Origin of the sequence: Mucilaginibacter terrae (assembly GCF_042679325.1) — a bacterium.
Lineage (GTDB): Bacteria > Bacteroidota > Bacteroidia > Sphingobacteriales > Sphingobacteriaceae > Mucilaginibacter > Mucilaginibacter terrae.
In genome coordinates, this window is record NZ_JBHTMJ010000011.1 from 354,819 (window position 1) to 375,065 (window position 20,247).

Genomic DNA, 20,247 nt, shown 5'->3' on the forward strand with positions numbered 1-20,247 from the left:
TGCTTATACGGTAGATGTGTTAAAAGATTGTACGGGTACGGTTTCTTTTTGCTTTGCCATATCCAACCTGTAGGTAATCTCAATTAAAGCCACTTCGAGGTAAAAGAAAACATTGGACGGGTACTGCACCAGAGCCTCCTGCGGAAAGTTAGCAATATTGTACGCAAATACTACTAACGTCATGGCCAGGCAATAGTTTTTTAGTTCCGGGTCTTTCATCTGGTAATAGTTGTTGATGCCTTTTTTAAGGATCACAAACATCATAGTACAAAATAAAAGTAACCCTAACCAGCCTTCTTCAACCGCTACCCTAATGTAGCCACTATCGGGCGGAAAGCGGGATAACATAGAACCCGGCGCAAACTTTTTACCCCAATCGCCGGTGGCACCCAGGCCGCCGCCCATAGGGTGGGTTAATATATAAGGCTGGATGCGTTTCTGGTTTTGCTTACGGAGGTTGTAAGAGTCGTCATTATTAGGGCGGAAAGCCGTTTGAAAACGCTGGATATTGGCATTGCCTGTAGGTATATTGATCAGGATCAGCAAAAATACCGCGGCAATACAGGTAAAAATGAGCACCTTTTTACTGTAATTTAAGATGGCGAACAGCAGTAAAGCAGCCGGCAAAAGCACGTTAGCCCCACGCGTACCCGAAAACAACATCGACGACATATACAGCGCCGCTAATATGGCCAGTACTGCTTTTTTCCAAAGCTTCATTTTGCCTGCTATTAAACAGATACATAAAATGGTAGGCATTACCATGTTGTAAGAAAACGAAACAGGGTCGGAAAAGGTAGAGAACTTACGCCAGTGACCGGCAATGAATAAGAGGGATGCAATAGCCGGATCGGAGTGGAGGTAGGCTTCCTCCGCATCCGAAAAACCGATGAACTCCTGCTTGTAAGCGTATAATGCAGCTATTAAGCTCATGAACAGCCAAAGCTTAAACAGCGTACGGATGTAGTTGATGGAGCGAATATTATATAAATGCACAAAGTACCCCAGCAACACAATTCCCACCGTACGTATGGTGTACATCCAGGCCATGCGCGATTCGGCCCAGGGATTACCAAATTCTAAAATATTATAACCAAGCCAAATTAAGAGGACGGTAGTAACCGGACTTTTAAAAAATTCCCAATTGTTGCCGTTGTTCTTTATTTGTACAATTAATCCCAACAACAACAATGCCTGTATGCCGTCCATTAGCGTACCGATAGGCCCCGGTACTCCGATACGGCCTAACATAAACAGGAAGTAGGCCATAATCAATTGCAGAATGATGCCGAACTTAGGATAGTTTACAATGGCGTTAAGCAATGGTAAAACACCTAAACCTACCAGCAGCAATATGCCAAAGGGCAGGCCCATTTTAGCGGTACCCATGGCAATAACAGCAGCCGCGCCAAGCAGTAACGTAATACCAACCGGACTCCTCAGCTTATCTATCAGGAACAGCCGAACCAGCCGCTGCCTGATGCTGCCGCCCGTTTTACTGCCTGGTATGGTTGCCTGAAAATCCATATCTTACATAAACAATATCTTGATAAAGAAAAAGAACGTGCTCAAAAATGCGACTACAATTGCTACTATACGGGTGATTTGGTCTATCTTTTTTTGTACAGACGGATCGGGTTTGTAATCACGCAGTGCTTTGTCCGATGGTTCTATCCTCATGGTTGCTCCGGTTTGGTTTGATCTGTTTCTGTACTTTGCGCACCCCTGGTAGCTACCGAATACTGGTTGGCCTTGCGCGATCTCACCAGCGATATGATCTGGAAATAAATGAACTTGGGGATGTTTACCAGCGACTGGTAAATGCGTTTATCGGTATCTGATTTAGCCAGTGCTAAGTAAAAGCCCAGCACAAACAGTAAAAAGCCTACCAACCATAAGGCAACACCAAACCAGCTGATGAAAACGTTAACCAGCATGCACAATACCGCTAATATTAAAAATATAAACAGCGGTGGTCGCAGCAATATCAACCCGAACAAAAACTGGTTCAAACTAAAGTTTTTAACCGATTTCAATAACAGCGTAAACCCGTAGCCAAAGTATTTAAACCAGGTATTAATCCAGCGGGCGCGTTGTTTAACCAACTGGTCGGAGTGGGTGGTTTTTTCGTCCCATACGATGGCTTTGCCAGTAAATGCTATGCGTTTGTTTTGGCTTAATATGCCCGCCTGCAATACTTTATCAAAACCAGCACCGCTTACATCTAAATGTTCCAGGCAACTGCGGTAAAGCTGCGTAGTAAAGGCCATACCCGAACCCGCCAGCGTTGCCGATGAGCCCACGCTGAACAATATCTTACCATCGTAAAAATGGTAGTATATATCACGGGCGGCATCTAAGCAGGCATACGTGGTATCCAGGTTTTTGGCTTCGCGAATGCCTTGTACGGCTTCAAAGCCCAGGTTAAAGAGTTTGTTGAGTTCGTTAAGGTATTCGGGCTCTACCAGGTTATCGCTATCTATAATAGTTAACCTTTCATGCGCGCGTTTAAAGCGGTTTATAGCATAAAAGTGTGAGCGTACGTTACCGGCCAGCGTTTCTTCGGGGCGTAATATAATCACCCGTTCATCATCAAAATGCAGGCTACTGATGTCGCATTTATCGGCCACTACATAAATTAAATAATTGCTGTAGTTGAGTTTAAGCAGGGAGTTTACCACCTCGGGTATGGCGGTTACCCACTCGTATGCGGTTACTATAATAGCATAGTCGGCTTCGGCAGGGGCACTCATTAATAACTCTTTATGCTTTTTAACGCTGTATAATAGGTATAGCAGTATAGGCAATATCAGGTTATACCCAATCAGTACCTGAAACAAAATCCATATCGCGTTAATCACTGCCATGTAAAAGTGTTTTTATAGATACGCTTATTGCTGCCCTTTAGGGATCTGGCTCTTATCCACCTCGTTTAACACCCATCCTATAAACTGGTCGTTTAAGCCTTTCAGGTAATTGATGTGCAGCTTTTTATAATCCTTAATACTCTGACCGGCTTTCATCACGGTTACTATCTTATCGGCAACATTAACCCACTCTTTTGATTTGTTGAGGGTACTTAACGCAGGTGCTTCAATAATAATAATATCAAAGGTGTGCTTAAACTGCTGAAATTCGTGCTTCACATCGGCCTCGGTACCTAACTGAAACAAGGATACATCGCGGCCCTTATTGCCTAAGGTAGTTATTACGGATTTTGGCTCGAAATGGTTATCGGGCAAGTGGCAGCCGAAATAATCTTCCAGGTAATCACTTGTTTTAACAGCGGCGGTAATATCGGGCCGGGTAAAATCCCCGTCAATTAATAATACTTTTTTGTTAACTAATGAATAAGCGTAAGCCAAATTAAGAGCCAAAAAGGTTTTCCCTTCATCCTGCGCCAGGCTATTTACCAGTATGGTTTTGGAGCCATGTAATTCGCTGTCAATCTCGTACCTGATGGATTGGATCAGGTTTCTAAAATGCTTGTGTTCCTCGTTACCCTGGTCGTCCATCCATATTTTCCTGAGATCGAGCGTAGACCCGCTGAGTTTGTGCAGGTAGCCCAATACCGGTGTTTTGGTGGCATTGGCCAGTTCGCGCGGGTTTTTAATGGTATTATCGAGGTAAAACACTACAAACAACACCAGTACGCAAAATATAACGGCTATTACCCCACTGATGATCACCAGCAGCATTTTTTTAGAAGGCTGTGCGCCGCCCGGCATGGCGGTTTCAATTTGGCGCAAAGCCACGGCAAAGTTCGATTGCAGGCGGGTTTGGTTATACTTATTCAATATATCCATGTACTCGTCCTGCGCAATTTGAATGGCGCTTTCATTGGCCTGTACCACGGCCTCATGCGGTACCAACCGTTTAAGGCGGTCGTTAAGGCGCACCAGTTCGCGTTCAATAGAACCCTGGCTGCTTTTAGACAGGTCATATTGCACCTGCATAGTCAGTTTTTGTGTAATGAGCGATTGCTTACCCACCATAGGGTTAACAATATATTTATCGGATGCCCGGTTGATTTGGCCGGCTAAAACACGGGTTAGGGAATCCACACGCGGCGTATAATCGGGGTTGAAGCCGCTTTGTATGTACTCGTTATTGATGCTTTCCAACTGTGCGCGGGTAGCTATCACCTGCTGGTTAATGCGCACCATCGAGCTTTCGAGGTAGCGGCGGTCGGCCGGGTCAAACTGGTTGTCGATATTATTAATGGCCGATTTATAGGCAACGGCATCTTTTTCGGCCTGTTGACGGCGGGTTTCAAAGTCCGAAATTTGGGCGTATAAAGAGGTGGCTTGTTCGCTCAGGTTAAGTACCTGGTTCTTTATTTTGTAGTTCTTTAATTCCACCATTCGTTTGTCCAGCGTGTCTTTTTTGTCTTTGGATAGGTCGCGGTAAAAGTTAACTGCTTTTTGCTGGTTGGCTTTTACCATATTAGCGTAATAACTAATAAAGTCCTGACACAGGCTGTTCACCACTAAAGCCGACATGTTAGGGTCTTCCGATTCGAACTGCACGAACAAAAAATCGCTGTTCCCATCGCGGTAAATGGTTAGTTTTTGCAGCAGCGACTGGTCATCGTACCGCATAGAAACCAGCAGATCATGCAAGCCCCGCTGGTCGGGGTTGTAAAGCGATAAGGGTTGGCGTTTTTTGTAAAATTCGTTATAGCTTTTCAGGGCATGTGCCTTGGCCTCTTTGTTTAATGATAAAAAAGTTTTACTAGGTTTGCGGAAAGGTGTTTTGCTGCTCAGGTCATGAATAATGAGTTGGTACGAAAGCTGATCGAGTATATTTTTAGATCGCATCATAGCCATCAGGTTACCAAACTCCTGGCTCACCTGGGCATCCTGCAAAAAGCCAGCTTCCGGGTTAAGGGTTTTTTGCGTTTGATCCACAATACCAGTAGCTATGTTAGCACTTGACAAATAAGTATCGGGCTGGTTACGAACCAAAAAATAAGTAATGATTACCGTTACCAGCGGAATAATGATCAGCGTGAACTTATGCCGCAGTAAAACCTTAAAAAATGTACTTAAATCTATCATTTAATATTTTCTAATTTTTCGCCCAACAACTCTTCCAGGTCTGCCTTAGCCATAAACAGATCAGCTTCGGCAGTAATTTTAGCCTGGTTTTGCTGGGTTTGGTTAATGCGGGCTTTAGTGTAAGTATCTAACGTTTCTTCACCTTTTTCAAACCTGTATTTAATATCTTTCAGCACACTTTCGCCATCTATTGCAGCCTGAGACTGTAGTTTGAGGGCGGCTAATTTTTGCACATACATATAATAGCGCTTTTTAACCTGGGTAGTTAGGGTTAGCAAGTACTCCTGTATCTCGTTATTGGCAATACTCAACTCCTGTTTGGCCTGTTTAACTGCGTAAGGCTTTTGCAAGTAGGAGCCTAAGTTAAAAAACAAACCAAACTGCGTACCGCTGAACAGGCTTGTACGGTTATTAGTGCCAACAGAGCCATCGGTTGTGCCGGGTTGTAACGTATTTAAGTTAAGCGTAGTGCTGGGCTGGTAAACGTATGAAAATGTTAAGGCATCCAGGTAAGATATTTTGGAGCGGCTTACATTGTTTTTAGCCACGGTCAAGCGGCTATCTAACGATTTAATATGCGGATAATTTAATTTTGCCGTATTAATAAGTTTGTCTACATAAGGTTCAGAAATATCATTAATGATCGTGTTTTGGGCTTTGAGGCCTTGTGGCACAGCAAACACGGCAAGCAATAAAACAACAACAATGGTATAAGTTCTGTTCATTAATTTTTATCAAATGGTCAGGGTGCTATACTAAGCCGGTTGAATGGTCAAAGTACTTAAAATACCTTTATACGTCAAAATTAATATTGTGGTTTATATTGTTAGCATTTTAGTGATTTTTAACATCAGTTAATCCATGCAAATGCATTATCGCTGCGTTAAAACGCGTTTAGCTTTTCAATTACCTGGCTAATTTGCCCATCGGTATGCCAATACGAGCAAGGTAAGCTTAGTGTAGTTTCATGTATTTCCTTTGCAATAGGGTAGTTTTTACCCTGCAACACATGCTGCATGGCGTTTTGCTCGTGCGGCGGTATAGGGTAATGTATCTCTGTTCCTATTCCGTTTTTAAGTAGAAAAGCCTTTAGCTCATCGCGTTTAGGGTGCCGGATATTGAATATGTGATACACATCTTCATAGCCTTCCTGTAATACCGGCAATATATAATCGGCCTTCAGGTTTTGAAGGTACAGCCCGGCCAAATTACGTTTGTGGTTATTAATATCATTAAGTGCTTTTAGCTTAATGCTCAAAAAAGCGGCCTGTAACTCATCCAGGCGTGAGTTAAGGCCAATACGCTCATTATAGTACTTTTTGCTGGAGCCGTAATTACGCATTTGCCTCATAACACCGGCCAGCTGGTTATGGTTGGTTGTTAACGCGCCGGCATCACCCAATGCGCCCAGGTTTTTTGTTGGGTAAAAGCTAAAAGCACCAAACTCGCCAAAGGTGCCGGTTTTTTGTTTGTTAAATGCAGCCCCGTGAGATTGGGCACAGTCTTCTACCAACACTAAACCGTGCTTGTTTTTAATAGTCATAATGGCTTCCATGTTACAGCTTTTGCCATAAAGGTGTACTACCATTAAAGCTTTGGTGCGTGGGGTAATAGCCTGCTCTATTAATTGAGGGTCGATGTTGTAGGTGCGAATATCGGGCTCAACTAAAACAGGTTTAAGGTTATTATTGAGGATAGCCAGTATGGTAGCAATATAGGTGTTAGACGGTACAATGACCTCGCTGCCGGGCTCAAAATCAAAGACTTTGAGTGCCATGGTTAGTGCATCCAGTCCGTTAGCTACGCCAATACAACAAGCCGATTGGTTCCAGCTGGCAAACTGCTGCTCAAAAGCAGCTACGCTTTGGCCTAAAATATACCAGCCCGAATTTAAAATATTGTTGAATTGCTCTTTAAAACTCTCCTCAAAAGGTTTATTCAGCTCCAGCAAATTTTCATAGGCTATCATGCTGTTTCGGGGTATGGATCAAAAATATAATCGTTCGCGTCGAAATTGGTATTTGCCAATACCAGTAAAATAGCATCGGGACTAAAGTTGGTCATAATATGCCAGTCTTTTGTTTCCAGGATCAGGCATTTTTTAGGCTCATCGAGTTCAATATGTTCCAGGGTTTTACCATCGTGGTTAATAATGGTGCAACTGCCCTGTATGCAAATAGCAGCCTGTGTGGTTTGATGGTGCCTGTGCCCCCCGCGGGCCGAATTATCGACGCCGTAAATGTAAAATAAACGTTTGATCTGGAAGGGAATAGCCTCGTCTAATACGGTAAGGTTACCGCGTTCATCACTAAAAGTAGGTATATTTATTATATAAGCCATAAATGTACAAGGGTGAACAAAGTAAGTTAAATGATCTCATCAAGCGCATCCAGCAGCTTACCGCTCTTTTCGGCGTTCACCTTGCGGGCAAACAAATCGTTGGTATGGCGTAAATGATCCAGGTCCGTCATATCTAATACTTTAGGGTGCGACCCTCCTGCCGACCAGTCGATATAACGGAAATCATTGTTCACCAGTTCATCTTTATACGGCGAATTCATTAAAATAGTTTGAAAAACAAACTCATCGCTCCCCCAGGTAAACAGGAAAAACCTTTCGAGTTGTGGATTGCTTTCTACATAGTTAACCACATACATGGCGCGTTCGGGGTTCATCATCCAAAACATGGCTTTACCGTAAGGCTCCAGGTTTTGCGGAAGTTTGCGCTTAGGTGTTAACAGGTTTACCAGCCATTCTACACGGTGACGGCCTTTAAATGTAAAGTTAGTGAAGTGGTATTTAGTAATGCGTGGCTGAGCTTCAATCCATTGTTTTTCAATACTTTGAAACTCTATAAATTGCTTGCCCTTGTTTTGCTCAAAAAAGGCGAGCATATATTCGGCCGATTTAATGGGGTAATCCTGCCCGCTTAAGAAATTAATATAATCATACGTTATGCCCGAACCCACTATTTCTTTAATACACTTAAACGTGGCTTTTATAGTATTATAACCAGCCCAGCGTACATCTTCCCTATTTTTAATAAAGTACACATTGGGGTATTTTTGCAGGTACAGATACGGATCGATACTGAATTTTTTATCAACGTGAATGTAGAAATCAAACTGAGTGTGGGTTAAACATAAAATTAAACGCTCGGTTAAATGCGGGTTGGTGTAGGTAAGTATTAAATGTGCTATTCTCATATATCAGATCGGACCCCGACTTGCAATTTTTTGCATAGGCAGGTATATTTTGGGGTGTTAGGGTAAAATATCGTGCCAGTATTTCAATTTGAAATATAATTTACACATTGCATGTTATATGAAATACGATAAGTTTATACAACAGGTTTTGGTGAGCTGTTGATTTTTTATGTTTATTCAAATGGTTACATTCGCTACGGTTACTACATACACATGAAAATTAACAAGACGCCTAAAATTGCTGTTGCTATAGATTGTATAGTTTTTGGCTTCGACGGTACCGATTTAAAGTTACTGCTCATACAGCGCGGCTTTACCCCCGAACTGCATAAATGGAGTTTAATGGGTGGGTACGTAAACGAAGACGAAGGCGTTGACGCGGCGGCTACACGTATTTTGCACAGTTTGACTGGCCTTAGCGGCGTGTACCTGGAGCAGCTGGCCGCTTTTGGGGAGGTACAACGCGATACCACCGAGCGTACTATTAGCATTGCCTATTTCGCTTTAATTGATATTGCCATGTATAAGCAGCAGTTAAGTACGCATTATCATGCCGAGTGGTTTCCGATACAAAAGGTACCTAAGCTGATCTTCGATCATGATATGATGGTAGAACAGGCTAAAAAAAGACTGCAATACAAAGCCGCCCTGCACCCGGTAGTTTTTGAACTGCTACCCGAAAAATTTACCCTGCCGCAAATTCAGAGTATGTACGATGCTATTTACGAGGTGAATTTTGATAAACGCAACTTCAGCCGTAAGCTGCTTTCTACCGGTTTGTTGATTAAACTGGATGAGAAGGATAAATTAGGTTCTAAAAAAGGGGCATTTTATTATACCCTGGACAAAGCCAAGTATAACGATAACCTGTACAAGATCTTCAGCTTGATTATTACGCCCGAGCACTTGCAATTTTTATAAGAATTTTTTTGCATTGAAAGTTTAGAAGTTTACATTTACAAGCTATTAAACGTCATTATAACGTTTAATAATAAACCATGACTGATAAACCTCAATATGTAATAGGCGTCGACTACGGTTCCGACTCTGTTCGCTCGGTAATTGTGAACGCTGCAGATGGTAAAGAAGTAGCCTCTTCGGTATTTTATTATCCGCGCTGGCAAAAACAATTATACTGTAACGCCGCACAAAACCAGTTTCGCCAACACCCGTTAGATTATACCGAAGGGTTGGAGCAAACCATCAAAAACTGTTTAACCAAAGCCGGTGCCGATGTAGCCGCGCAGGTAAAAGCCATAGCGGTTGATACCACCGGTTCTACCCCGGTAGCTGTAAATAAAGAAGGCGTGCCGTTAGCCATGCTGCCCGAATTTGCAGAGCAGCCTAACGCCATGTTTGTTTTATGGAAAGATCATACTTCCACCAAAGAAGCTGCCGAAATTAACGAACATGCCACTAAGTTTGAGACCAATTACCTGCAATACGTGGGTGGAATATATTCATCGGAGTGGTTTTGGGCCAAGCTGCTGCACATCATTCGTGTTGACGAAACAGTACGTGCCGCTACCTACTCGTGGGTAGAGCATTGCGATTGGATTCCGTTCCTGTTAACCGGCGGTACCAATGCCGACGATATGAAACGCGGTCGCTGCTCGGCCGGGCATAAAGCCCTTTGGGCCGAAGAGTTTGGCGGTTTGCCACCTAACGATTTCTTTAAATCTTTAGATCCGCTATTGGATGGTTTTACCGACCGTTTATATAAAGACACTTACACTTCCGATGTATCGGCCGGAAACCTTTGTGCTGAATGGGCTGAGCGTTTAGGCCTGAGCACAGATGTACAGGTTGGTGTAGGCGCGTTTGATGCCCACATGGGTGCCGTTGGCGGGCAAATTGAACCGTATTACCTGAGCAAGGTAATGGGTACCTCTACCTGCGATATTTTGGTTGCACCTAACCGCGATATGGACGGCAAGCTGGTAAAAGGTATTTGCGGACAGGTTGATGGCTCGGTTATACCGGGTATGGCTGGCTTAGAAGCTGGTCAGTCGGCCTTTGGCGATACCTATGCCTGGTTTAAAAACCTGATTGCCTGGCCGCTTCAAAACCTGCTAAGCTCATCGGCCGTAGTTGATGTACAAACATTAGAGGCCTTGAAAGAAGAAATGATCGGCAAGATTATTCCTGAACTGAGCAAGCAAGCGGCAGCTTTACCTTTAGATGAAAAAGCTGAACTGGCTATCGATTGGTTTAACGGCCGTCGTACGCCTGATGCTAACCAGCTATTAAAAGGTACTATTACCGGTTTAGGTTTGGGCAGCGATGCCCCGCGCGTTTTTCGTGCGCTGGCCGAGGCTACCTGCTTTGGTGCCCGTAACATTGTGGAACGTTTCCGCAGCGAGGGTGTACCGGTTGAAGGTATTATAGGTATTGGCGGTGTGGCTAAAAAATCGCCCTACATTATGCAAATGATGGCCGATGTATTGCAAATGCCCATCCGCATTCACCAGTTTGAACATACCTGTGCCTTAGGTGCCGCCATGTTTGCGGCAACCGTAGCCGGCATTTATCCTAAAGTGGAAGATGCCATGGCTGCCATGGGCGGTGGTTTCGATGTGGAGTACTTCCCCGAAAATGGCAATACGGAGTTTTATAACAAACGCTATCAGCAATATTTAACGCTGGGGGCGTTTACTGAAACATTAGTCTGAATCAGAATTTACAGAATTTAAGGATGATCTGAATGCTTGTCCCTGTTAATTCTGAAAATTCACTAATTCAGTAAATTCAGATTCAGACAACCTAAATTCGAAATTGAACATTCGAAATCCGAAATCAAACAATGTACGAACACATACAACAAGCCGCTTACGAGGCTAATATGGAACTGCCCAAGTTAGGGCTGGTGATCTTTACCTTCGGCAACGTGAGCGCGGCCGACCATAACCTGGGCGTTTTCGCTATTAAACCCAGCGGTGTACCTTATGAGGATCTGTCGCCCGAAAAAATGGTAATCGTTGATTTTGATGGTAACACCAAACATGGCGATCTGCGTCCATCGTCGGATACCAAGACCCACGCGGTTTTATATAAAAACTGGGGACCAAGTGTAGGTGGTGTTTGCCATACGCACTCCACTTATGGCACGGCCTGGGCACAATCACAACGCGATATTCCCATTTTTGGCACCACCCATGCCGATTATACCACAGTAGATATTCCCTGCGCTCCGCCTATGATAGATGCCTACATTGAAGGTGATTATGAATACCAAACCGGTTTTCAGATCATGGACGTGTTCCGGGAAAAAGGGCTGGATTATAAAGAAGTGGAAATGGTATTGGTAGGCAACCATGCGCCTTTTAGCTGGGGAAAAACTGCCGCCAAAGCAGTACACAACAGCGCCGTGTTAGAAGCTATAGCCAAAATGGCCCTGCTCACCGAGCAAATAAACCCAAGCGCACCCCGTTTAAAAAAAGCACTCATCAGTAAGCACTACGAGCGCAAACACGGACCGGATTCGTATTATGGACAGAGTTAAGTGAGTGGTTGATTGGTTGAGTAGTTAAATAGTGATATGTTAGCTCAACCAATCAACTACTCAACCAATCAACAATTTAACTATTCAAAATTAACAATGATAAATTTAAAAGAATTAGAAGTATGGTTTGTAACCGGTAGCCAGGATTTGTATGGCGAGGATACACTAAAAAAGGTAGCTGAGCATTCGCAGGAAATTGCCCGTGGTTTAAATAATACGCCACAGGTGCCCGTTACCGTGGTTTTTAAACCGACCGTAAAATCATCCGAAGAGATTTACAGCCTGGTACAGGAGGCCAATAACGCCAAAAACTGTATCGGTTTAATTACCTGGATGCACACGTTTTCGCCCGCAAAAATGTGGATCCGTGGGTTAAGTATCTTAAAGAAACCTATACTGCACCTGCATACGCAATACAACAGTCAAATTCCTTGGAGTAGTATTGATATGGACTTTATGAACCTGAACCAGAGCGCTCACGGCGACCGTGAGTTTGGTTTTATGGTGAGCCGTATGCGCCTGCGACGCAAGGTAGTGGTAGGCCATTGGCAGGAAGAAGCAGTTGCTTCGGAACTGAGTGCCTGGGCTCGTGCAGCCGCCGGTTGGCACGATTGGCAAGGTGCTAAATTCGCCCGTTTTGGCGATAACATGCGTTATGTAGCCGTTACCGATGGCGACAAGGTAGAAGCCGAACTGCAATTTGGTTTCTCGGTTAACTCTTATGGTATTGGCGATTTGGTAAGCGTAATTAACGCTTTGGATTATTCGCTGATTGATCAGCAAATTGCCGAATACCACGATCTGTATGATGTGGCTGCTTCCTTGCAAAAAGGTGGCGATCAGCATCAGAGTTTAATTGAGGCTGCTAAAATTGAAGTGGGCTTGCGTACATTTTTAACGCAAGGCGGCTTCAAAGGCTTTAGCGATACATTTGAAGACCTGCACGGCATGGTACAGTTACCGGGCATTGGCGCGCAACGCTTAATGGCCGAAGGTTACGGTTTTGCCGGTGAAGGCGATTGGAAAACGGCTGCTTTGGTACGTGCCATGAAAGTAATGGGTGCAGGTTTACCGGGTGGTAACGCCTTTATGGAAGACTATACTTACCATTTTGATGGAGCTAATTCTATGGTATTAGGTTCGCACATGCTGGAGGTTGATCCGGCTATTGCTACCGGTAAACCAAAGGTGGAAGTGCACCCGTTAGGTATTGGCGGTAAGGCCGATCCTGTGCGTTTGGTGTTTAACGTAGCCGGCGGACAAGCCCTGAATGCGTCAATTGTGGATATGGGTAACCGTTTCCGTATGATTGTGAACGAGGTAGAAGCCGTAGAACCGGAGAACGACCTGCCTAACCTGCCTGTGGCCCGTGTGTTATGGAAACCATACCCGGATATGAAAGCCGGTTGTGCAGCCTGGATCTACGCCGGTGGTGCGCACCATACCTGCTACAGCCAAAACTTAACCGATGAGCATTTACATGCCTTTGCCGAAATGGCCGGTATCGAATACTTATTAATTGGTAAAGAGACTAAGCTGCGCGAGTTCCAGAAAGAGATTGCCTGGAACGATGCTTACTATAAGTTAATTAAGTAAGCGGATTGCCGTTAATATTTAAAGCCACCTGTCTTTGATTAAGGCAGTTGGCTTTTTTTGTATATTGGAACCGCAATTGGCAATAATTGCAATCAACAGAAATTCTCTTTTATGAAAAAAGTGCTTTTAGCATGTTTGCTGGGGTTAATAATCAGCTCCACCTATGCACAGGGTATTGTTGGTGATTGGTATGGAAATTTAAGTGTTCAGGGAACTACTATTCCGCTGGTGTTTCATGTTTCTAAAAGCGGCGATACTTACACCACGTTGATGGATAGCCCTAACCAGGGAGCAAAGGGATTAGCTACCGATAAAACTACTTTTTCAGATAATCAGTTATTTATAGACGCATCAAAATTTGGCATAAAATACACCGGTACTTTTTTGCCCGATAGTAATAAAGTAAAGGGAACATTCAGTCAGGGTGGTATGCAGCTTCCCCTCGTTTTAACCGCTAAACCAATGGCGGCAGCACCGCTTGTGGCCCGTTCGCAGGATCCGGTAAGCTTCCCTTATAAACAGGAACAGGTAACCTTTGAGAACGCCAAAGCCGGTGTAAAGCTGGCCGGTACGTTAACGCTCCCTGCTAATGGTAAAGTAACTAAAGTGGTCGTGTTAATTAGCGGTTCGGGCCCTCAAAATCGCAATGAAGATATGGGACCGTTTAATCACAGGCCATTTTTGGTGTGGAGCGATTGGCTTACCCGTAAGGGCATTGCCGTGTTAAGGTATGACGACCGTGGCGTAGGGGAATCTACAGGTGATTTTCAAACCGGCACCACTGCCAATTTTGCTGATGATGCCGAAGCGGCTGTTACCTATCTGCAGTTGAGACCCGATATGAAAGGCGTGAAAATTGGCTTGGCCGGTCATAGCGAAGGCGGCTTAATAGCGCCCATGGTAGCCAGCAGAAATAAGGCTGTAAAATTTGTAGTATTGCTTGCAGCACCGGGTATTCCTATTACCCAGTTAATGGCGAGGCAAACGGCCGACATTACCCGCCAGTCCGGCGCTTCTGATAAAATAGCCAAAATGAATGCTGCTACCAATGAGAGGATTTACAATGTAGTTAAAGATAACCCCGATATGCTAAAGAAGGAATTGGAGATGAAGCTAACGGCTGTTTTAACTGAAGAATGGAAAAAGTACCCATCGAACGCTTTAGGTAAAGGCAAATTGGAAGACATCATTAAAACCAGCATCAATACAGTAACTACGCCTTGGTTCAGGTACTTTTTGGGGATGGACCCAACTGGTTACTTAGCTAAAACCACATGCCCGGTGCTTGCCCTCAACGGAACGTTGGATATGCAGGTAAACAGCGTTGCTAATTTGGCCGGTATTAGCAATAGCCTGCAAAAAGCGGGTAACAAAAACCATCAGGAAGTACCTATGCCGGGTTTAAACCATTTGTTTCAACAGGCCAAAACTGGCGGTGTGAGTGAATACGGAAGCTTGGAAGAAACGGTAAATCCGGCAGTGCTGACAAAGGTTACAGATTGGATAACTGCCTTGCCGTAGCCAAGTTAATATATTACTGTTTACTAATAGTATAGCGATTTAATATTATAAATGAGTTGGACAAGGCGTAAGTTTATAAAGGCAGTTGTAGCGTTTAGTATTATTGGCGTTGTACTTGATTCGTTGCTATTTGAAAAATTCTTTATCGAAGTCAATGAATTTAATGATGTTTTAAGCAAGCCCAATACCGGCATTAAAATTCTCCAGGTTTCCGATCTGCATTTAAACTCATTGAGCTTTTATCACAAATGGATCATTAAAAAGATTAATAAAATACGGCCCGATTTGATAGTTATAACCGGCGACTCGATTGATAAAGCAAAAAACATGAACCTGTTGAATGATTTTATGCAACTTATTGATACGGGAATCAAAAAAATTGCCATTCTGGGAAATTGGGAATATTGGGGCGAAGTGGACCTGAAAGATTTGAAGCGCGTTTATAACCTGCATAATTGCGATCTGCTGATTAACGAAACCAAACAATATACTTTCAGGGGTAAAACCATATCGGTTACCGGTGTAGATGATTACGTAGGAGGTAAAGCTGATATTGAAGATGTGGTTATAAAATTTAAAGCAAGTGACCTGCATGTTGTTTTAAATCATTGTCCCGAGTACAGCGCTGTAATTCCATTACAAATAAACAAAAGCATACCTGTAGATCTTATACTATCCGGTCATACGCATGGAGGGCAAGTGAACATAGCGGGTATCATTCCTTTTTTACCACAGGGAAGCGGCAAATTTGTAAAAGGCTGGTATAAAAATAAGCACATGAATCTTTACGTTTCTAAAGGTATTGGTACAAGCCTGATACCAGTAAGGTTTGGTGCAAGGGCTGAAATTGCAATTTTTAATATGTAAATAACATACTTAATACGTCATTTAATAACATATTGCTTTCGCATACAAGTAGATTAAACCGAAGCCCGTTTCTTATTATGAAGATGATGTTGTAAGATAATTGTTAAATCAGTGTATCGAATGGTGCCAACAATCCGTATGGGTTTAATAACAAGAACCAACCTCATGAAAAAACTGGCACTAACCTTACTACTTGCCTTATCTGCGTTTTTGAGTGCCTGCAAAAAAGACAAAATTGAAGTTGATCAGGAAAAAGTATTCATACAAAAGAATTTACCTGCAGACACTACGCCCGGTTATGTAAGTGCCTGGTACCTGGTTTTAAAGCCCGATGGAAGCGCCGATATTGCGCCAGGCGGTGATATTGTTTACCGTGGAAAACATGACATTAAAGGGTCGTTGTTAAAGGTGAAAACAGATAATACAACCTTCGAATTCGATATCCTGTCTGCTACCGAAATAAAAGAGAAAAAGTATGGTGTAATATTGTGGATAAGAGAATGAGTTTAACGGTTGCCTAACTTGGCTCTGAAAAGCGTACCAATAAAAGCATAAACACTGTAACCTATTGCAGGTAACCGGCGTCTTATCCATATATTAAACTATAAATCACATGAAATCATTAAACAAAGTTTTGCTGGCTGCCGCGCTGGCATTAAGTGTAACACTTACCTATGCCAAACCTTTACCTGTTGCCAAAGCATATAGTATAGAAATACAAGACCGTCACCTGTCAGGTTTTTCGTCGGTTAATGTGGCGGGGTCTTTTGATGTTTACATTACCCAGGGCAGTACCGAATCGGTAAAGGTGGAAGCGGATGATGAGGTGATAGATAAAATTATAACCGAAGTAAAAGGCGGCGTACTCAAAATTTACACCAAAAGCACTAACGGTTTTAGCTGGAACTGGAGTGGAGATAGAAAGAGGGTAGTAAGGGTTACGGCCAAAGATCTGAGCGCTATCAGCTTAACCGGATCGGGCGATGTGTATTTTAAGGATGGTATCCGTACACAAAACCTAATTGTTAATTTAAGCGGATCGGGTGATATTACTGGTAAAATTGATGTAAAAAACCTACAAACTGCTGTAGTAGGTTCGGGTGATATTACGCTGACGGGCCGTGCCGACAATTCGGTCGTTAAGGTATCGGGTTCGGGTGATTATTCGGGCCGCAACCTCATCAGCATTAACGCTACCGTAAGGGTAGTAGGCTCCGGCGATGCATCAGTAAATGTAAGCGATAAGCTGGATGCTTCCGTAGCCGGTTCGGGCGATGTACATTATACCGGTGCGGCTAAAAATGTGGCTACTTCCAAATCGGGCAGCGGCGATATCAGTAAATTTTAATACAACTTAACCATATTAAACAGGAAAGGCGCTTTATGCGCCTTTCCTGTTTATGTAAATATCTATTTTGTTATGCTGGGCCTGTTGAAGCACTTGCCACTTTGCTAAATCTTCGACAAGACTGACACAGGAATTTAATCTGCTATGCTGAGCCTGTCGAAGCATTTGCCGCTTTAGCAGTACCAATTATACCGAATATATTTCGGCAACCCATCAACCAGGTGAAAGTCGCTAATCAACAAGGATACTTAGCGAGTGAGTTGCCGAAATAAATTCGGCATGACGGGCTTTGCGGTAGCCTACCCTAATTATCATCCTTAAAATTTAAGATCTTCTTCCTGCCTAAATCATATACAATACGAAAGGCTTGCTGGTTATCGCTCAACTGCCCCGGCGATTGATGCAGGCTTAAAATAAACTGCCCTTTTATGTGCTTAAACAAAAAAGGCGTGTAAATAATATCTAACCGGTTATAAATCTTTTTTTGATAAAATGAATCGCCATAAGTAACGGTATGTCCCTCGCCTTTGTAAAACTCATCATGCAGGGCAAAACGACCGTAGCTGGCATAAGCGCTCACCACTACACCCAGCGGGGTGTTCCATCCGCCGCCACCGGCTGCACTGCTCCGCTCGCGTTCTAACGATACCATACCGCCAGCTTCAACCGAAAGGGAATCGAACATGGTCCGTTTACCGAAGTTATAACCCAGCCTGATCTGCGCAGCACCGTTGTCGCGGATATGATCGCCAGGAATTGATACCGCCGGACCGGCATCGTGCAGTAACATAAAGTAATGCGATACATACAGCGGACCAAACGCGTTTGGCAAATACTTGCCCGATGTGCCGAACAAGAACTGCTCGCGGTCGTTAGCGGTTTGGCGGCTCACCCAATCCAGCCAGAGGGTAATGTTGCCATGCTCGCCCTGGTAACGGGTAAGCAAGCCTTCTACATTGGGGCGGTAATACATCAGCGTATCATTTAAAATAGCGCGCGGATAGTTGCTCAGCAATCCCGCGCGCGGAAACATACCGGCATTAAACAGCCATTTGCTGCTTTCAAATTTATAATAAGCTACCGGGTCCACCCGTAAAAAGTAGGGTTTGGCACCAAACTCGTGTATGCCGTTTATACCTACCATAAAATGGTTAAGGCTGTCTAAGTTGAGGCCCACATCCAAGGCCAGCCGGGCGCCCGAGTACGTGCGCGATCGTTCGGTAAAGGCCCGGTATTCGCGGTTATCTAAAAAGCCGAAGCCGTTAAAGTTAATATCGAGGCTTTGCTGGGCCTGTACCAGGCGGGTGACAAGCAGAAGAAATATAAGGAGGTAAAACTTTTTATTCATGAAGCAGCATTTATTTATTGAACGGTAAATTTAATAGCGCGGCTGTTCCGGCCGCCGGGGAAAGGTGTGGTACGGATAGAAAAAACAAGATCGTACCTGCCTTTTTTAACTGGCGCTGTAAAGGTAAAAGTATAGCTTGCTTTTTGATGCGGCAAAATGCGGATATGGTTAAAACTTTCACCGGCTTTTTGTATTTGTGGTTGCTCGTTATGGTGGTAAAAGCAGGCCCTTAAAGCTACCTCGTTGGGTACAGTAGTATTGCTGAAATTAACTGTTTTGCTATAGGGGTTATAAATTTCCAGCTTGAGTTTTATAGTTTGACCGGGCTTGGCTGTAATTTTAGAACTATCGGTTTTGATATCGATTTTTTGATAGCTGCGTACCTTGTTTACCCAAATGCCATACCAGTTATCGGTAATGGTTTTAATGCTGTCGGTTTTTAGGCCGTGTAGCGGGAAGGGAGCCATGTAAAAGGCTCTTTTGTTTTGCATACTATCCTCAATAGGCCAAATATCATATTGGGTACGGCGATAATCAAATACATCGTAAGCAAAACCTTTAAGGCTGCGGGTGTAGTAATTGTATTTAGAAGCCGATTGAAAACCTACCGGCATAATCACATAATTATCACCCACTTTTTGCTTGATCTGCCGCGTCCATTCATCATAGTGAAAATAGTTTTTAACGGGTTCCCAGTTTTTAACAGCGGGGATACCGGCTACAAGCAATATCCTGAACAGCACGATGAGGCCAGCGTTTATGAATGCAAGGCGGTAAAACCATAGTGGTTGAAAGCCGCTTTGTTTGAACCTGATGAGTGTAAGCAGTAGCAGGGGAACCAATCCAATAAGCGTCCAATGTGGTTGTACGTTGCCTTTAATGGTGATGAGCCAAAAGAATATAAAGATGCCAATGCCATTAAAGGTTAAACAACGCGTAAAATCATCATTTACACTTTTACCAAAGGCATAATAAAATAAGAACCAGCTTATAAGCGGACCCGCTATTAGCAATTGCAGCGGCACAAACATATAGGTACGAGCAAAATCATAACTTTCGGCCGAACGTTCGAACAGGTGATAACTAGCCGATGGGTAATTGTGCTCCACCTGCCATAAAATATGGGGCAAATAAAGCACCACAGCTATTACCGGGATAACATAGAACGAAAGCCGTTTAAACATGCCGGGGTTAGCCAGCAACGTAAAAAATATAAGCAAGATGCTGTGGTACTTGCTGTAAAGCAGCAAGGTAACCACCACGGCAAGTAACAGGGCTAACAGCCAGCTGTCTTTTTGCAGATACTGCTGATATACATAATAAAACAGAATGGTGAAGAACAGCAGGGGCGCATCGGGCGTGGTGGTAAAGCCATAAATATGCAAGGCCAATATTCCCGCCAGCAGCAGCATAAACCAGCGTGCATCGGCCTCGTACTTACGGGCTATTAACCATAATAAGTAAACCGATAAGGTGCTGGTGATTACAGTTAGTAGCCGGAGGCCTAACTCGTTGGTTATAAGGCTGTCACCTATGCGAATAAACAAGGCCACCATGGGCGGATGGTCGTAATAACCCCAATCTAAAAAGCGGGAGTAAACCCAGTAGTAGGCCTCATCGGCATGTACACCCAGGGTTGCCGCCTGTAAAACGTTCAGCACCGTCCACCCTATTAAAAAATACAGGATGTACTTGTTAGAAGTAGCTTTATTTAACGGAGCAAGCAGCATGTTTACACAGGTAACTGCGGCAAAGGTAGGTATTTAAGGGGGAAGATAGAGGCAAGAGATAAGAAACAA

General features: G+C 43.7%; 18 protein-coding genes. 8 read left to right on the forward strand and 10 right to left on the reverse strand.

Annotated elements, in window-relative coordinates; genetic code table 11:
- Positions 1 to 3: 3 nt before the first annotated feature.
- From ACFQ3S_RS11150 to ACFQ3S_RS11185, 8 genes are all read right to left on the reverse strand, one after another.
- Positions 4 to 1,527 (reverse strand): O-antigen ligase family protein, encoded by a 1,524-nt coding sequence (locus ACFQ3S_RS11150; protein ID WP_377164341.1) that lies wholly within the window; start codon positions 1,525 to 1,527, stop codon positions 4 to 6.
- A gap of 3 nt (positions 1,528 to 1,530) precedes the next feature.
- Positions 1,531 to 1,680 carry a hypothetical protein gene (locus ACFQ3S_RS11155; RefSeq protein ID WP_377164343.1) on the reverse strand — a complete coding sequence of 50 codons (150 nt, stop codon included), beginning with the start codon at positions 1,678 to 1,680 and terminating at the stop codon, positions 1,531 to 1,533.
- The gene (locus tag ACFQ3S_RS11160; protein ID WP_377164345.1) at positions 1,677 to 2,867 is read right to left on the reverse strand and encodes a glycosyltransferase; all 1,191 of its coding nucleotides are present in this window, start codon (positions 2,865 to 2,867) and stop codon (positions 1,677 to 1,679) included. The genes ACFQ3S_RS11155 and ACFQ3S_RS11160 overlap by 4 nt, the downstream gene beginning before the upstream one ends.
- A gap of 24 nt (positions 2,868 to 2,891) precedes the next feature.
- The gene (locus ACFQ3S_RS11165; RefSeq protein WP_377164347.1) at positions 2,892 to 5,060 is read right to left on the reverse strand and encodes an exopolysaccharide transport family protein; all 2,169 of its coding nucleotides are present in this window, start codon (positions 5,058 to 5,060) and stop codon (positions 2,892 to 2,894) included.
- Positions 5,057 to 5,785, reverse strand: coding sequence for a TolC family protein (locus tag ACFQ3S_RS11170; RefSeq protein WP_377164349.1), 729 nt, complete (start codon positions 5,783 to 5,785; stop codon positions 5,057 to 5,059). The genes ACFQ3S_RS11165 and ACFQ3S_RS11170 overlap by 4 nt, the downstream gene beginning before the upstream one ends.
- Before the next feature lie 158 nt (positions 5,786 to 5,943).
- Positions 5,944 to 7,029: a DegT/DnrJ/EryC1/StrS family aminotransferase gene (locus tag ACFQ3S_RS11175; protein WP_377164351.1), complete on the reverse strand. Its 1,086-nt coding sequence runs from the start codon at positions 7,027 to 7,029 to the stop codon at positions 5,944 to 5,946.
- Positions 7,026 to 7,400 carry a sugar 3,4-ketoisomerase gene (locus ACFQ3S_RS11180; protein WP_377164353.1) on the reverse strand — a complete coding sequence of 125 codons (375 nt, stop codon included), beginning with the start codon at positions 7,398 to 7,400 and terminating at the stop codon, positions 7,026 to 7,028. Before ACFQ3S_RS11180 ends, ACFQ3S_RS11175 begins: the two co-directional genes overlap by 4 nt.
- Before the next feature lie 26 nt (positions 7,401 to 7,426).
- Positions 7,427 to 8,266 carry a beta-1,6-N-acetylglucosaminyltransferase gene (locus tag ACFQ3S_RS11185; RefSeq protein ID WP_377164355.1) on the reverse strand — a complete coding sequence of 280 codons (840 nt, stop codon included), beginning with the start codon at positions 8,264 to 8,266 and terminating at the stop codon, positions 7,427 to 7,429.
- A gap of 213 nt (positions 8,267 to 8,479) precedes the next feature.
- On the opposite strand from ACFQ3S_RS11185, the gene ACFQ3S_RS11190 reads away from it, so the two are divergent.
- The 8 genes from ACFQ3S_RS11190 to ACFQ3S_RS11225 all read left to right on the forward strand — a co-directional run bounded on the left by ACFQ3S_RS11190 (position 8,480) and on the right by ACFQ3S_RS11225 (position 17,100).
- Positions 8,480 to 9,187, forward strand: coding sequence for an NUDIX hydrolase (locus tag ACFQ3S_RS11190; RefSeq protein WP_377164357.1), 708 nt, complete (start codon positions 8,480 to 8,482; stop codon positions 9,185 to 9,187).
- A gap of 77 nt (positions 9,188 to 9,264) precedes the next feature.
- The gene (locus tag ACFQ3S_RS11195; protein ID WP_377164359.1) at positions 9,265 to 10,938 is read left to right on the forward strand and encodes a ribulokinase; all 1,674 of its coding nucleotides are present in this window, start codon (positions 9,265 to 9,267) and stop codon (positions 10,936 to 10,938) included.
- A 131-nt stretch (positions 10,939 to 11,069) separates the two neighbouring features.
- Complete coding sequence (locus ACFQ3S_RS11200) at positions 11,070 to 11,768, forward strand: L-ribulose-5-phosphate 4-epimerase (RefSeq protein ID WP_377164361.1); 699 nt, start codon at positions 11,070 to 11,072, stop codon at positions 11,766 to 11,768.
- A gap of 96 nt (positions 11,769 to 11,864) precedes the next feature.
- Positions 11,865 to 13,364 (forward strand): L-arabinose isomerase, encoded by a 1,500-nt coding sequence (araA, locus tag ACFQ3S_RS11205; RefSeq protein WP_377164363.1) that lies wholly within the window; start codon positions 11,865 to 11,867, stop codon positions 13,362 to 13,364.
- A gap of 111 nt (positions 13,365 to 13,475) precedes the next feature.
- Positions 13,476 to 14,885 (forward strand): alpha/beta hydrolase family protein, encoded by a 1,410-nt coding sequence (locus ACFQ3S_RS11210; RefSeq protein WP_377164365.1) that lies wholly within the window; start codon positions 13,476 to 13,478, stop codon positions 14,883 to 14,885.
- A gap of 51 nt (positions 14,886 to 14,936) precedes the next feature.
- A complete protein-coding gene (locus ACFQ3S_RS11215) occupies positions 14,937 to 15,752 on the forward strand; it encodes a metallophosphoesterase (protein ID WP_377164367.1) in 816 nt (271 codons plus the stop codon).
- A 165-nt stretch (positions 15,753 to 15,917) separates the two neighbouring features.
- Positions 15,918 to 16,256, forward strand: a complete 339-nt coding sequence (locus ACFQ3S_RS11220; RefSeq protein WP_377164369.1) for a hypothetical protein — start codon at positions 15,918 to 15,920, stop codon at positions 16,254 to 16,256.
- A 109-nt stretch (positions 16,257 to 16,365) separates the two neighbouring features.
- On the forward strand, positions 16,366 to 17,100 hold the full coding sequence (locus ACFQ3S_RS11225) for a head GIN domain-containing protein (protein WP_377164371.1): 735 nt from the start codon (positions 16,366 to 16,368) through the stop codon (positions 17,098 to 17,100).
- Between the two features lie 304 nt (positions 17,101 to 17,404).
- Here the strand turns inward: ACFQ3S_RS11225 and ACFQ3S_RS11230 are convergent, their stop codons facing one another.
- Together ACFQ3S_RS11230 and ACFQ3S_RS11235 are read right to left on the reverse strand one after the other, a co-directional pair.
- Positions 17,405 to 18,448 carry a hypothetical protein gene (locus ACFQ3S_RS11230; RefSeq protein WP_377164373.1) on the reverse strand — a complete coding sequence of 348 codons (1,044 nt, stop codon included), beginning with the start codon at positions 18,446 to 18,448 and terminating at the stop codon, positions 17,405 to 17,407.
- A gap of 14 nt (positions 18,449 to 18,462) precedes the next feature.
- Positions 18,463 to 20,178 carry an ArnT family glycosyltransferase gene (locus ACFQ3S_RS11235; RefSeq protein WP_377164375.1) on the reverse strand — a complete coding sequence of 572 codons (1,716 nt, stop codon included), beginning with the start codon at positions 20,176 to 20,178 and terminating at the stop codon, positions 18,463 to 18,465.
- Positions 20,179 to 20,247: the final 69 nt, after the last annotated feature.

Bases quoted from the DNA above. Each gene is read 5' to 3' on its own strand.
- ACFQ3S_RS11150 (WP_377164341.1), bottom strand. From the start codon at position 1,527: ATGGATTTTCAGGCAACCATACCAGGCAGTAAAACGGGCGGCAGCATC.
- ACFQ3S_RS11160 (WP_377164345.1), bottom strand. From the start codon at position 2,867: ATGGCAGTGATTAACGCGATATGGATTTTGTTTCAGGTACTGATTGGG.
- ACFQ3S_RS11165 (WP_377164347.1), bottom strand. From the start codon at position 5,060: ATGATAGATTTAAGTACATTTTTTAAGGTTTTACTGCGGCATAAGTTC.
- ACFQ3S_RS11180 (WP_377164353.1), bottom strand. From the start codon at position 7,400: ATGGCTTATATAATAAATATACCTACTTTTAGTGATGAACGCGGTAAC.
- ACFQ3S_RS11170 (WP_377164349.1), bottom strand. From the start codon at position 5,785: ATGAACAGAACTTATACCATTGTTGTTGTTTTATTGCTTGCCGTGTTT.
- ACFQ3S_RS11230 (WP_377164373.1), bottom strand. From the start codon at position 18,448: ATGAATAAAAAGTTTTACCTCCTTATATTTCTTCTGCTTGTCACCCGC.
- ACFQ3S_RS11215 (WP_377164367.1), top strand. From the start codon at position 14,937: ATGAGTTGGACAAGGCGTAAGTTTATAAAGGCAGTTGTAGCGTTTAGT.
- ACFQ3S_RS11235 (WP_377164375.1), bottom strand. From the start codon at position 20,178: ATGCTGCTTGCTCCGTTAAATAAAGCTACTTCTAACAAGTACATCCTG.
- ACFQ3S_RS11185 (WP_377164355.1), bottom strand. From the start codon at position 8,266: ATGAGAATAGCACATTTAATACTTACCTACACCAACCCGCATTTAACC.
- ACFQ3S_RS11220 (WP_377164369.1), top strand. From the start codon at position 15,918: ATGAAAAAACTGGCACTAACCTTACTACTTGCCTTATCTGCGTTTTTG.
- ACFQ3S_RS11200 (WP_377164361.1), top strand. From the start codon at position 11,070: ATGTACGAACACATACAACAAGCCGCTTACGAGGCTAATATGGAACTG.
- ACFQ3S_RS11175 (WP_377164351.1), bottom strand. From the start codon at position 7,029: ATGATAGCCTATGAAAATTTGCTGGAGCTGAATAAACCTTTTGAGGAG.
- ACFQ3S_RS11225 (WP_377164371.1), top strand. From the start codon at position 16,366: ATGAAATCATTAAACAAAGTTTTGCTGGCTGCCGCGCTGGCATTAAGT.
- ACFQ3S_RS11190 (WP_377164357.1), top strand. From the start codon at position 8,480: ATGAAAATTAACAAGACGCCTAAAATTGCTGTTGCTATAGATTGTATA.
- ACFQ3S_RS11210 (WP_377164365.1), top strand. From the start codon at position 13,476: ATGAAAAAAGTGCTTTTAGCATGTTTGCTGGGGTTAATAATCAGCTCC.
- ACFQ3S_RS11195 (WP_377164359.1), top strand. From the start codon at position 9,265: ATGACTGATAAACCTCAATATGTAATAGGCGTCGACTACGGTTCCGAC.
- ACFQ3S_RS11155 (WP_377164343.1), bottom strand. From the start codon at position 1,680: ATGAGGATAGAACCATCGGACAAAGCACTGCGTGATTACAAACCCGAT.
- araA (WP_377164363.1), top strand. From the start codon at position 11,865: ATGATAAATTTAAAAGAATTAGAAGTATGGTTTGTAACCGGTAGCCAG.